General features: G+C 69.1%; 8 protein-coding genes, 1 tRNA gene and 2 pseudogenes. 7 read left to right on the top strand and 4 right to left on the bottom strand.

The window, feature by feature from the left end:
• Positions 1 to 96 precede the first annotated feature (96 nt).
• A pseudogene (locus ACFVV1_RS20660) lies at positions 97 to 876 on the top strand (hypothetical protein); the annotation flags it as partial.
• 182 nt (positions 877 to 1,058) lie between these two features.
• Here the strand turns inward: ACFVV1_RS20660 and ACFVV1_RS20655 are convergent.
• From ACFVV1_RS20655 to ACFVV1_RS20645, 3 genes are all read right to left on the bottom strand, one after another.
• Complete coding sequence (locus ACFVV1_RS20655) at positions 1,059 to 1,427, bottom strand: DUF2511 domain-containing protein (RefSeq protein WP_389990916.1); 369 nt, start codon at positions 1,425 to 1,427, stop codon at positions 1,059 to 1,061.
• Positions 1,428 to 1,680: 253 nt separating this feature from the next.
• The gene (locus tag ACFVV1_RS20650; RefSeq protein ID WP_389990914.1) at positions 1,681 to 1,842 is read right to left on the bottom strand and encodes a hypothetical protein; all 162 of its coding nucleotides are present in this window, start codon (positions 1,840 to 1,842) and stop codon (positions 1,681 to 1,683) included.
• Between the two features lie 476 nt (positions 1,843 to 2,318).
• Positions 2,319 to 2,621, bottom strand: a complete 303-nt coding sequence (locus tag ACFVV1_RS20645; RefSeq protein ID WP_389990912.1) for a hypothetical protein — start codon at positions 2,619 to 2,621, stop codon at positions 2,319 to 2,321.
• 113 nt (positions 2,622 to 2,734) lie between these two features.
• Between ACFVV1_RS20645 and ACFVV1_RS20640 the strand changes: the two genes are divergently transcribed.
• Positions 2,735 to 3,460, top strand: a complete 726-nt coding sequence (locus tag ACFVV1_RS20640) for a hypothetical protein (RefSeq protein ID WP_389990910.1) — start codon at positions 2,735 to 2,737, stop codon at positions 3,458 to 3,460.
• Between the two features lie 481 nt (positions 3,461 to 3,941).
• Here ACFVV1_RS20640 and ACFVV1_RS20635 read toward each other — a convergent pair.
• Positions 3,942 to 4,014 (bottom strand) — tRNA-Arg (locus tag ACFVV1_RS20635).
• A 328-nt stretch (positions 4,015 to 4,342) separates the two neighbouring features.
• On the opposite strand from ACFVV1_RS20635, the gene ACFVV1_RS20630 reads away from it, so the two are divergent.
• From ACFVV1_RS20630 to ettA, 5 genes and pseudogenes are all read left to right on the top strand, one after another.
• Positions 4,343 to 5,995 carry an ATP-binding protein gene (locus ACFVV1_RS20630; protein WP_389990949.1) on the top strand — a complete coding sequence of 551 codons (1,653 nt, stop codon included), beginning with the start codon at positions 4,343 to 4,345 and terminating at the stop codon, positions 5,993 to 5,995.
• Entirely contained in the window at positions 5,992 to 7,956 is a 1,965-nt protein-coding gene (locus ACFVV1_RS20625) for a GTPase (RefSeq protein ID WP_389990908.1), read from the top strand. The genes ACFVV1_RS20630 and ACFVV1_RS20625 overlap by 4 nt, the downstream gene beginning before the upstream one ends.
• Positions 7,957 to 8,056: 100 nt before the next feature.
• A pseudogene (locus tag ACFVV1_RS20620) lies at positions 8,057 to 8,434 on the top strand (single-stranded DNA-binding protein); the annotation flags it as partial.
• Between the two features lie 597 nt (positions 8,435 to 9,031).
• Entirely contained in the window at positions 9,032 to 10,471 is a 1,440-nt protein-coding gene (locus ACFVV1_RS20615; protein WP_389990906.1) for an LAETG motif-containing sortase-dependent surface protein, read from the top strand.
• Between the two features lie 247 nt (positions 10,472 to 10,718).
• Entirely contained in the window at positions 10,719 to 12,383 is a 1,665-nt protein-coding gene (gene ettA / locus ACFVV1_RS20610; protein WP_389990904.1) for an energy-dependent translational throttle protein EttA, read from the top strand.

Raw genomic sequence — 12,383 nt, 5'->3', positions numbered from 1 at the left:
CACACACCACGTGATCATTCCGGGGCCGTCGTCATGCCCGGAAGGCAGATCACGACCGTCACGCATCACGCATGATCAGCCACCCGACAGGCTCTTAGAGGCGTGGACATGTGTCCGGTGGTCCGCATCACCGACACAGACGACGTCCTGCACGAAGCAGCGGACGCCAGCACCTGTCATCAGCGTGGCGCTTGCCTGCGCGTGTCAACAGGCCCAAGCGAAGCTCTGCCGAACGACGAGCAGATCCGAGCAACGCTCCGGACACTCCGCCTCGATCCTGAAGAAGTCGACCTCCTCATTGATGCAGGGCCCGTTCAATCCGGGGTCGGAATGAGTTGCCTGGCAGAGCGAGTTACGAAGCTCCTCGATCTGCTGTCACAGTGGCGATGGCGCCATGAGTGTGTAGCTGCCGGCGCCTTCCCCGCGAACCTGAGCGGTTTTCCCCGCGGGCAGGCAACACCTGTGGTCAGGCATGATTTAGAGCTCTGGAAACGGGTTGTCCATCAGCGGCACGGCCAGCCACCAGACTTCGGAGACTTCGGCGTCACACATCCCCGTATGCCAACCCAGAGCCGCGGGACTCCAGACCCGAACATGCGCTACACGACACCGGACAACTGGCAGGTCTTCGTCTACCCACGCCTGCGCCCGGGCAACGGCGACTTCTTCACCCTGAGTCGCGACCTCGTCTCCTCGCCCCACTGGCCCGCCACTGGTCCGCGAACTTCCTGGGGGGACGCACGGCTACACGAGTGCGCCAACCGGCAGCGGCTGAAAGCGGGCGGCGGGACGCAGTGGCGAGCATGGGCGACGTCCCACCACCTGGCGATGGTGACTGCGGAGCTTGCGACCTGGGCCCCTCCGAGTAGCCGTTAGCTCCTGGGTAGTTGGGGCCTTGGGTTCGCGACCTCTTCGTCCCGAAGCAACTTGGGCGGGCGCTCGACCTTGGGCTGGTGTGCTTCTCACCTGCTGGGATGGTCCGCAGACATCCGCGGTTGTCCGCCGCTGTGCGTCGGCGTTGTCACGCAGTTGGACACTCACCCCCCTCGGGCTTCCCCTTACTCAGGACAGAGATCTAGCGCGCGGTCAATCAACGGACCGGTCTCTGCCATCAACCCTTGCGCCGCCCAGGAATCGATGGGATGCGGGGCCACAATCTCCTCCGCGCTTGGATACTCCGGCTCCTCCGCGCCCTCCGTGGCGATGCTGTTGTAGTTCAAGCGGTACCTTTCACCGTCCGTCTCGAAGACGATCACGACGGGTGCGTCACAGTCGATCGTGCCCTCGTCGATGCCTTCTATGAAGGGCCAATCCGCACCGTACTCGGCGCGGGTTACCTTGATCGGCCCCTGTGGCTTGGTTGCGTTCTGGCTGCACCCGGTGAGGAGTACCGCGCTGACCACAGACAGTGCGGCAAGCTTCCGCATGCCCCCCCTTGATCATCTGGGTGGACAGGGTAACCATGGTTGGCCATACGCGCGATGCTCGGATCGACGAAGCCTCAACGACGGAGTCAGGCGTGGCAGCGGTTCGGTCAGTAGCCGAAGAAGTGCCCCGCAGACCCTGTGACCTGCGGGCACGTAATCGATCAACGCTGTGACCTGCGGTTGAGCCGTCAATGGTTGTCAACTTTGGTCACCTCTGAGCGCCCTTTCACGGCCCGCAGACGGCCCGGTACGGCTAGCTGAGCCGCCTCTGCCGCACATACCGGAGGACCACGAAAGTGATCGCAGCGAGCAGCGCAAAGAGCCAGATACCGATCTCCACCGACCCCATGCTGCTGCCGAGCGCTACCAGCACCAGAGCGAAGACGGCGATGACCAGTACAAGGTTCACGATCAAGCTGCGCAACGTCCTACCCCCAGATTTGGTGGGGCTTGCGCCCCTCATGGGCATGATCCCAGATGGTGATCGCCTCGTATAGATCAATATCTAGGCTGACCAGCACTGACGCCGGTGGCGGTCGGCTGCAGTCACGGCGGTTGCTGTACTTCACTGCTGTACAGCAGCGGGCCCCGCTTTAGGAGCGAGGTGGGTATGACGGCGGCTGACCTGCCAACCTTCGGGTGCAGCGGGCCAGCGCTTCGGTGCCCGCCAATGGCTGCCATTCCCCACTGGTCCCTGCCTCACCTGGCACGGTTGTGGCACACGGAGTGACCGTTGCCTCCCCCCGATAACTGGAAGAGATCCAGCTCTGGCGGCTCACTCTTGCTTCGTGATTTGCGTAGCTACGCCCGGGGTGGTCGTCTCGCACCACAAGACCGCGACCGCCCGGCTCTCCGTCCCTTCGGCAGAGCCCGTGCCTTGCCGGTAAGTGGTCAGGCACGGGGATCCAGTTCCCGATCAAGCACGGATGGCCAGTCCTCACGGCCGAGGTCACCGGCCGCGAGCAAGTCGCGCCAGTCCGTCCGCGCACACCGGACCGCTGCAATGAAGCGGCCTATATCCCCGTCGGCGATGAACACCGCAGCCGCGAGCAGCCGTTCGGTGTCCTGCCGACTGTCTGCGAGTTCAGCGGCCAGAACCCGCAAAGCTCCGAAAACTCCCTTGGCAACCTCTGCCTCTGGGAAGTCGCGCCTGACTCTCCGGCGCAGTCGCTCACTGATCACGTCGTCGTCCACGCAGTCCCCCAGGCGCCTGGATACGCCCGAGGCGGTCGCCTCTCACCACAAGACCGCGACCGCCCCGGCTCTCCGTCCCTTCGACAGAAACAGGAGAACCACCAGCATGAGGCATGACCGCAACCCCGCGCTGCTGTCGGCGGCGCTGGACGCTGCTGCCCGCGGGTGGCACGTCTTCCCGCTCGTTCCCGGCGACAAGCCGCCCGCGATTCGGAACTGGCCCGGAGCCGCAGTCGGCGAACTGCTCACCGACTGCCTCGACCGGGTGCTGGACGGCGAGCGCGACCGGCGGCTCGCACCGCTCGACGCGCACGAAGCGCCGGGAGGAAGCACCGCCCGAGGTAGCCGCCATCCTGAAATGGATCGAGCGGAACACCCTCTCCATGGCCGCATGGGAGGAGCCCGCCAGGGTCGAAGCAGTGCTGAACGCCGTCTCTAGCCTGCTGGACGGAACGCCTGCTGCCGCGAGTTCGGCCAAGCGCAACCGCAGGATTCTCAACGTGGCTATGGAGTACGCGGTTAAGCACCGCATACTGCGGTCCAACCCCCTGCCAAAGGGGCGGGGCACTTCCCCGAAGATGTCATCCGCGGTGGACAAGCGGGCATTACTCAACCGCGGGCAGGCTGCCCGCCTGCTGGGCTGGGTGCGCCTTCGGCCGCGCGGTGGACAGCGGCTCCACGCATTCTTCGCGACCATGTACTACGCGGGGCCGCGGCCCGAGGAAGCCGTTGCGATGGTCGTCCACGACGTGCGGCTCCCGGACGAAGATGCCGAGGACCAGTGGGGTGAGCTCCTGTTCCACACGGCCAGCCAGAGGTCGGCAAGAAGGGACCAATGATGGCCAGGTCCATGAGGAACGGGGCCTGAAGGGGCGAGCGGAGGGCGAGATGCTCGCAGGTTCTGCCATCCGGCGCGCCTGGAGGAGCGCACGGCGCGAGGTCCTCGACCCTCAGGAGTGCGCCTCTCCGCTCGGCAAGCGGGTGTACGACCTTCGGCACACCTGCCTGACGAATTGGCTCAACGATGGCGTCCCGCCGGCACAGGTGGCGGAGTGGGCGGGCAACAGTGTCCCGGTACTGCTCGCGATCTATGCCCGGTGCCGGATCTGTCAGAGCGATGAGCACGGCTCCGGAAGCGCCACCGCGTATCCACCGTGGCCACCCGTAGAAACCCGGTGACAGCCGGACAGTGCCGGACCCTTCCCATCGTGACCTGGGACGGGTCCGGCGCTTATGCGTTAGTTACGCCGCCCTCGCTACGGTGCGGTGACCTGCAAAAAAGGCCCTCCCGAGGGAGGGCCTGATGTCGTACGGGCAGAGTGCCCCCGGCAGGACTCGAACCTGCGGCCAAGCGCTTAGAAGGCGCCTGCTCTATCCACTGAGCTACGGGGGCCGGGTGGTGGCCTCGGCGGCCTGGAGCCCTGGGGCCTGGCCGGTCGGTGACCTGCCGGGACAAGGATAGGGCTCCGAACGCCTCGTCCTGGTTGCTTCACCTGCGTGGCACGATGTGGAGGTTCGGTGAAGCGAACCGATAATCGCAGGTGGGTGGGGATCATGCACCGTTTTTGACGCCTCGCGCCCCGGGTGTTGTGCACTCGTTATGCCTGCGCCCCACTCGTCCCCTCTGTCCCGACTCCCTTCCGAGGGGAGAACCGGCGCGCAGAGGTGGCTATACGCTTCAAAAAGGCGCCAAAATTGGGCATTCTTCGCATGTGGTGACCTTGGACGTACGGCCTCAGCTCATCGACGCACTTTCCGCCCTGCGCGACCGTGTCGCTGCCGTGCGTCTTCCACTTCCGTTGCCGGGGGCCGCGCGGGCCCGGCAGACCCGGAGCGAGCTGCTCGCCCAGCTCGACGACTATCTGCTTCCCCGGCTCAGGGATCCTGAAGCGCCGCTGCTCGTGGTGATCGGCGGGTCCACCGGGGCCGGGAAGTCGACGCTCGTCAATTCGCTGGTGGGGCGGCTGGTCAGCGAGGCCGGGGTGCTGCGGCCGACCACGCGGACGCCCGTACTCGTCTGCCACCCCGATGATCACCACTGGTTCGCGGGGTGCCGCGTACTGCCGCAGCTCACCAGGGTCTGGCTGCCGCCCCAGGATTCCGGGGAACCCAGCCGGTGCGACGACCTCGACGGGCTCGACGGGAGCGAGGAGGAGGACGGCACCGCGCTGCGCGTCGAGACCGGGACCGGTCTGCCGCGCGGGCTCGCGCTGCTCGACGCGCCCGACATCGACTCGCTCGTGGTACGGAACCGGGTGCTGGCCGCCGAGCTGATCTGCGCCGCGGACGTGTGGGTGATGGTGACCACGGCGTCCCGGTACGCCGACGCGGTGCCGTGGCATCTGCTGCGTACCGCCAAGGAGTACGACGCCTCGCTCGTCACCGTCCTCGACCGGGTGCCGCACCAGGTGATCGCCGAGGTGTCGCGGCAGTACGGAGCGCTGCTCACCAAGGCGGGCCTCGGCGAGGTGCCGCGCTTCACCATCCCCGAGCTGCCCGAATCGGCCGGCGGCGGCAGCGGGCTGCTGCCCACCACCGCGGTCGCCCCGTTGCGGGCCTGGCTCAGCCACCGCGCCCAGGACCCGGCGGCCCGCCAGCAGGCGGTCGGGCGTACGGCGGCCGGGGTCATCGACTCGCTGAACGTACGGATGCCCGCGCTGGCCGGGGCCGTCGCGGCGCAGTACGCGGCGGCCGTGCGGCTGACCGGTGTCGTCGAGGACGCGTACCGCGCGGAGGGCGCCCGGGTCCGGCGGCGGCTGCGGAACGGCGGCGTGCTCGCCGGGGACGCCCGGACCCGGTGGCGCGGATACCCGCTGTACAGCACCTCCGAGGAACTCCTCGAAGCGCTGGTGGAGAGTCTCGCCGCACTCCTGCGGTGCGCCGTGGCCGCCGCCGACGAACAGATCCGCACGGCCTGGCAGCGCGAACCCGCGGCCGGGGTGTTCGGCTTCGAGGACGTCGGCCGGGAGGCCGGCGGATGGGGACCCGCCGAGGACATCCGGGGCCGGATCACCATGGCCGTACGGCGGTGGTGGCGGGTGCTGGAGGAACTGGCCGAGGAAGAGGTGCGCCGGCTCGAACGCAACGCCGCGCCCGACACCGAGACGGTGGCGGCGCTGCTGGCCGCCGCACTGCTCGGCGGCCGCCGCACCCGCGGCGCCGGTGAACAGCTCGCCGAACGGATCGGCGCCCAGGGCGCGCTGCGGCTGCGCGACAAGGGCGGCGAACTGCTCACCGACTGCCTCGACCGGGTGCTGGACGGCGAGCGCGACCGGCGGCTCGCACCGCTCGACGCGCTCGACGTCGCCCCGGAGCCGCAGGCCGATCTCATCGCCGCTCTGTCCGTACTGCAGAAGGAGAGGTGGCAGCGATGACTGCTGTCATTGACGAAGGGACCGGCCGGGGCGAGAGCCCCGTACCTCACGAGGACAGCGACCACCCGGGCCGGACGCCCGACAGGCCAGCACGTGTACCGGAGGCGGGCGGGGACTGGAACGACGGGCTCATCGCCCGGCGTGCCGCCGCCAAGGAGATGGGCCGCGGGCCCGGGACCGCGGACGACGACGTGCGTACGCCCCAGGTCGAGGCGTACGTACCGTCCGGCGGCCCGCTCCGGCCGCGGCTCGACGCGCTGCGCGAACTCGTCGGGCTGTCCAGGGCCAGGCTCGACGGGGCCACCCTCGCCGAAGCGGGACGCGTGCTCGACGAGGCGGCGGCCCGTCGGCGGCTCTCCTCCCGGCACACCGTCGTCGCCATCGCCGGAGCGACCGGCAGCGGCAAATCGACCCTATTCAACTCCCTCGCGGGCGCCCAGATCTCCGACACCGGGCTGCGCAGGCCGACGACCGCCGCCCCCATCGCCTGCTCCTGGACCGACGGGGCCGCCGGACTCCTGGACCGGCTCGCCATTCCCGGACGGCTCAGGCGCAGGCCGCAGCAGGGCGGCACGGCCGCCGACGAGGCGCTCCAGGGGCTCGTCCTCGTCGACCTGCCCGACCACGACTCTGCGGCGCCCGGACACCGTGAGCAGGTCGACCGGGTGCTCGCGCTGGTCGATGCGGTGATCTGGGTCGTCGACCCGGAGAAGTACGCGGACGCGGCCCTGCACGAGCGCTACCTGCGGCCGCTCGCCGGGCATGCCGAGATCACCTTCGTCGTCCTCAACCAGGTCGACCGGCTGCCCGGCGACGCAGCCGACCAGGTCCTCGACGATCTGCGACGGCTGCTCGACGAGGACGGCATGGCGCTCGGCGAGCACGGCGAACCGGGCGCCACCGTCATGTCCCTGTCCGCGCTCACCGGCGACGGCGTGGGCGAACTGCGCGAGGTGCTCGGCCGCTTCGTCCAGGAGCGCACGGCGGCCGCGCGCCGGCTCTCCGCGGATGTGGACGCCGCCGCCGCCAGGCTCCGTCCGGTGTACGTCGCCGAGGGGCGGCCCGGACTCGGCGAGCGGGCCCGCGAGGAGTTCGCCGACCGGCTCGCGGAAGCGGTCGGGGCGGCCGCGGCGGGCCAGGCCGCCGAGCGCGAGTGGCGCAGGAACGCCGGACGGGCGTGCGGCACGCCATGGCTGCGGCTGTGGCGATGGTACGAGTCCACCCGGCGGCCGGGAAGTCTGGAGTGCCCCGCGCTGCCGGCGCCCGCCGAGGAGGAGATCACCGCCCGGCAACGCGTCGAACAGGCGGTACGGACCGTGGCGGACGAGGCCGCCGACGGGCTGCCCGGTCCCTGGGCGCAGGCCGTCCGGGAGGCCGCGGTGAACGGTGCGGAAGGGCTGCCGGAGGCGCTCGACGAACTGGTGGAGAAGGCCGGCAGGGACGACGGACGAGGGCGGCCGGCGAGCTGCTCCTCGGGTGGCGGCGCGGGCGGCGGCGCGGCGCAGGGTGGGGTCGGCCCGGGGGGTTCGACGGTCATGGCGACGGGGGTGGCCGGGGCCTCCGGGGTGGCGCACAGCGGTCGCGTGGGCGGGAAGCCACCGCGGCCCAGGTGGTGGCCCGCCGCCGTGCTGGCACAGGCGTCGATGACGCTGCTGCAGATCTTCGGCGGTCTCTGGCTGGCCGGCCAGATCGTCGGCGTGCTCGAACCGGGATTCCTCACGCCCGCCCTGGTGATGCTGGCCGGGGTCATCGGCGGGCCGCTGGTGGAGTGGTCGTGCGCGGCCGCGGCGCGGGGACCGGCGCGACGGTACGGGCAGGAGGCCGATCGGCAGTTGCGCGAGGCGGCGGCGGCCTGCGGCCGGGCGCGGGTGCTCGATCCGGTGGCGGCGGAGCTCGTGCGGTACCGCGAAGTCCGGGAGCGGTACGTGGCGGTGACGGAGTTTTCCACAACTGGTCGGTAGTCCACAGGCGTCAGCGGGATTTCCGCCTCTCCTTCAACCTGGGATCAGTGACCGCGCGGGTGCGGTCGCTGCAACCGAAGGCCGAAGGGGAGGCGGAGTCATGAACGACACCTTGGTGACACTGGTGGGCAACGCGGCGACAGGCGTGGAGTTCAGGGAAACCGCGACCGGCGGAATGGCGCGATTCCGGTTCGCGGTGACGCCGCGCCGATGGGACCGCGAGAAACAGTTCTGGACGGACGGACACACCAGTTTCTACACCGTGTGGGCCTGGCGGGCTCTGGCGTCGAATCTGTCCGGTTCCGTCTCCATCGGAGAACCGCTGGTCGTGCACGGCAGGTTGAAGGTGCGCGAGGAGGAACGGGAAGGCCTGCGCAGGACGTTCGTGGACATCGAGGCGGTCGCGGTGGGACACGATCTGACCCGGGGGACGGCCGCGTTCCGGCGCGTGATGAAGGGCGATCCGAGGTCGGTGGCACGCGCAGGAAGCGTGGACAAGGGGGTTGACGCGGGCGCCACGTCGCCGGGCTCGGGTGAGCCGGACTGGTCGGGCGGGCCGGCGCGGCCGAGTGGGCCGGGGCGGTCGGAAGGGCGAGACGAACGGACTGACGGGGCCGAACCGGCCGAGCGGGGTGAACGGGAGGAAGAGGGTGAGCGGCGCGATCGGAGTGAACAGGGTGGACGCGTCGGACACGGCGAACGCGGCGAACGTGGCGATCACGACGAACAGGGTGAGCGGGTCGGGCGGCAGCGGAGCAAACGGCCGACGGGGCGTCAGAAGGGTGGCCAGGAGCTCGTGTCGGTGCCATGACGGGGTCGGCTCGGACCGGGCGGACCGGAGCGGAACAGGGGTCAGGAAGGTACGCGGAGGCGTCCTGAGACGTCCTGAGGCATATGCATGCGGTGTCGGCGATAACGATTCCGAGTCGGAATGGTTTGTACGACGGTATGAGGGGGGACTCTTCATCGCTTCATCCTTAGGATTCCCCAGTACTCACGGGGCACTTGAGTCGACTGGCGGGACGATCCCCACACGCGCATCAGGCGCGGATGGTCCCGCCCAGAGGGGAATTCTGTGTTTTCTGCTTCTTCAGCGACCGTTTCGTCGTCCACGAGGGCGACCGATTCTCCACGGCGGCGGGGCGCGGCCCGGCTGGCCGCTTCGGTGGTGGCATCCGGTCTTGTCATAGCAGGCGCCCTTGTCGGCGCGGGCAGTGCGGTCGCCGACGAGGCGCCGCAGCATCAGGGTGGCGCGGCCGCGGTCCTGGACGGGCTGAAGACCTACGACCGCGCCGTGCTTCACGCGGACGGCCGGAATCAGGAGCTGCCCGCCGGACTCTTCGAGATGACCGTCGACGGCGGCGGCAAGCTCAAGACGTACTGCATCGACATTCACAACCCCACCCAGAACCAGGCGAAGTACCTGGAGACCCCCTGGAACCAGACCTCGCTCGGCAGCAACAACAACGCGGGCAGGATCCGTTGGATCCTGGAGCACTCCTACCCGCAGGTCGACGACCTCGCGGCGCTCGCCAAGCAGGCCGGCACGGGGCCGCTCACCGAGAAGACCGCCGCGGCCGGTACCCAGGTCGCCATCTGGCGCTACTCGGACAACGCCGACGTCGACGCGACCGACGGCCAGGCGGAGAAGCTCGCCGACTGGCTGGAGCACAACGCCGTCGACCGGGCCGAGCCCAAGGCGTCCCTCGCTCTGGACGGGGCCGCGGTCTCCGGCAAGTCCGGTGAGCGGCTCGGCCCGGTCACCGTCCGCACCAACGCGGGCCAGGTCTCCGTGACCCCGCCCGCCGACGCCGCCAGCGGCGTCAAGGTCACCGACAAGAGCGGCAAGCCCGTGACCGTCGCGGCCAACGGTGCCGAGCTCTACTTCGACGTCCCAGCGGGCGCCGCCGATGGTTCCGCCTCGCTGACCGTCCAGGCCACCACGTCGGTGCCGGTCGGCCGGGCCTTCGCCGGGGTGACCAAGAGCCAGACCATGATCCTGGCCGGCTCCAGCGAGTCCACGGTCTCCGCGACCGCCACCGGCACCTGGGCCAAGCAGGGCGCGATCCCGGCCGTCTCGGCGAAGAAGAACTGCGCCAAGGGCGGCGTCGACGTCACCGCGAGCAACCAGGGCGACGAGGCGTTCACCTTCGAGCTGGCCGGTGTGAAGCACACCATCGAGGCGGGCAAGTCCGAGACGGTGACCGTCCCGGTCGCCGAGGACCAGGCGTACGACTTCACCATCACCGGCCCCAATGGTTTCACGAAGACGTTCAAGGGCGTCCTGGACTGCAAGACCAGCAGCGGCACCGGCGGCCTCGACACCCAGACCAAGGACCAGCCCGCCCCGGTCACCTCCGGCGGCAGCTCGACCGGTGGCTCGGGTGACCTCGCCGAGACCGGTGGCTCCAGCGCCACCCCGGTCATCGCGGGCGTCGCGATCGCTCTCGTCGTCGTCGGCGGCGGCGCGGTCTTCCTCCTCCGCAAGCGCAAGACGCAGACCTCCGCCCAGTAGTCGCGAGAGCGGCAGGATCACGCCGGTGGTCGTGGAGTGACGAACGACAGGCAGACGGTCACGCCTGCCTGATGACGGCCCCGGTACGCATCCGCGTACCGGGGCCGTCGCATGCCGGAAGACACGGGCTGCGGTGGCCGGGAGCCGGGACGGGGCGTACCGCGGACCGGACTGGTTTCCGTCCCGGGATGGACGTCAGGCAAGATGGGGTGTATCTGCCCACACATCGATAGCCGGACGGTTTCTCTTGGCTGAGTACATCTACACCATGCGCAAGACGCGCAAAGCGCACGGCGACAAGGTGATCCTCGATGACGTCACCCTGAACTTCCTGCCCGGCGCGAAGATCGGTGTCGTGGGCCCCAACGGCGCCGGTAAGTCCACGGTGCTGAAGATCATGGCGGGCCTGGAGCAGCCGTCCAACGGTGACGCGTTCCTGTCGCCCGGTTTCAGCGTCGGCATCCTCATGCAGGAGCCGCACCTCGACGAGACGAAGACGGTCCTGGAGAACGTCCAGGACGGCGCCGCCGAGATCATGGGCAAGCTCAAGCGCTTCAACGAGGTCGCCGAGCTCATGGCGACCGACTACTCCGACGCGCTCATGGACGAGATGGGCAAGCTCCAGGAAGACCTGGACCACGCCAACGCCTGGGACCTGGACGCCCAGCTGGAGCAGGCCATGGACGCCCTGGGCTGCCCGCCCGGCGACTGGCCGGTCGTCAACCTCTCCGGTGGCGAGAAGCGCCGCGTCGCGCTCTGCAAGCTGCTGATCGAGGCCCCCGACCTGCTCCTCCTCGACGAGCCCACCAACCACCTCGACGCCGAGTCGGTGAACTGGCTGGAGCAGCACCTCTCGAAGTACGCGGGCGCTGTGGTCGCAGTCACCCACGACCGTTACTTCCTGAACAACGTCGCCGAGTGGATCCTGGAGCTCGACCGCGGCCGCGCCCTGCCGTACGAGGGCAACTACTCCACGTACCTCGACAAGAAGGCCACCCGCCTCAAGGTCGAGGGCCGCAAGGACGAGAAGCGCGCCAAGCGGCTCAAGGAAGAGCTGGAGTGGGTCCGCTCCAACGCCAAGGGCCGGCAGACCAAGTCCAAGGCGCGTCTCGCCCGTTACGAGGAGATGGCGGCCGAGGCGGACAAGATGCGGAAGCTGGACTTCGACGAGATCCAGATTCCGCCGGGCCCGCGGCTCGGTTCCATCGTCGTCGAGGTCGAGAACCTCTCGAAGGCCTTCGGTGACAAGGTCCTCATCGACGACCTGTCGTTCACGCTGCCGCGCAACGGCATCGTCGGCGTCATCGGTCCGAACGGCGCGGGCAAGACCACGCTGTTCAAGATGATCCAGGGCCTGGAGACCCCGGACACCGGCTCCGTCAAGGTCGGTGACACGGTCAAGATCTCCTACGTCGACCAGTCCCGTGCCAACATCGACCCGAAGAAGACCCTCTGGGCCGTCGTCTCGGACGAGCTGGACTACATCAACGTCGGCCAGGTCGAGATGCCCTCGCGGGCGTACGTCTCGGCGTTCGGCTTCAAGGGCCCGGACCAGCAGAAGCCGGCCGGTGTTCTCTCCGGTGGTGAGCGCAACCGCCTGAACCTGGCGCTGACGCTCAAGGAGGGCGGCAACCTGCTGCTCCTCGACGAGCCCACCAACGACCTCGACGTCGAGACCCTGTCCTCGCTGGAGAACGCCCTCCTCGAGTTCCCGGGTGCCGCTGTGGTCATCTCCCACGACCGTTGGTTCCTGGACCGCGTCGCCACGCACATCCTGGCGTACGAGGGCGACTCCAAGTGGTACTGGTTCGAGGGCAACTTCGAGTCGTACGAGAAGAACAAGGTCGAACGCCTCGGTGCGGACGCGGCCCGCCCGCACCGTGCCACGTACAAGAAGCTCACGCGAGGCTGA

This window comes from Streptomyces sp. NPDC058092 (genome assembly GCF_042884935.1).
Taxonomy (GTDB): domain Bacteria; phylum Actinomycetota; class Actinomycetes; order Streptomycetales; family Streptomycetaceae; genus Streptomyces.
This window is presented reverse-complemented; position numbering and strand designations above follow the sequence as displayed.

Bases quoted from the DNA above. Each gene is read 5' to 3' on its own strand.
- ACFVV1_RS20655 (WP_389990916.1), bottom strand. From the start codon at position 1,427: ATGCGGAAGCTTGCCGCACTGTCTGTGGTCAGCGCGGTACTCCTCACC.
- ACFVV1_RS20640 (WP_389990910.1), top strand. From the start codon at position 2,735: ATGACCGCAACCCCGCGCTGCTGTCGGCGGCGCTGGACGCTGCTGCCC.
- ACFVV1_RS20625 (WP_389990908.1), top strand. From the start codon at position 5,992: ATGACTGCTGTCATTGACGAAGGGACCGGCCGGGGCGAGAGCCCCGTA.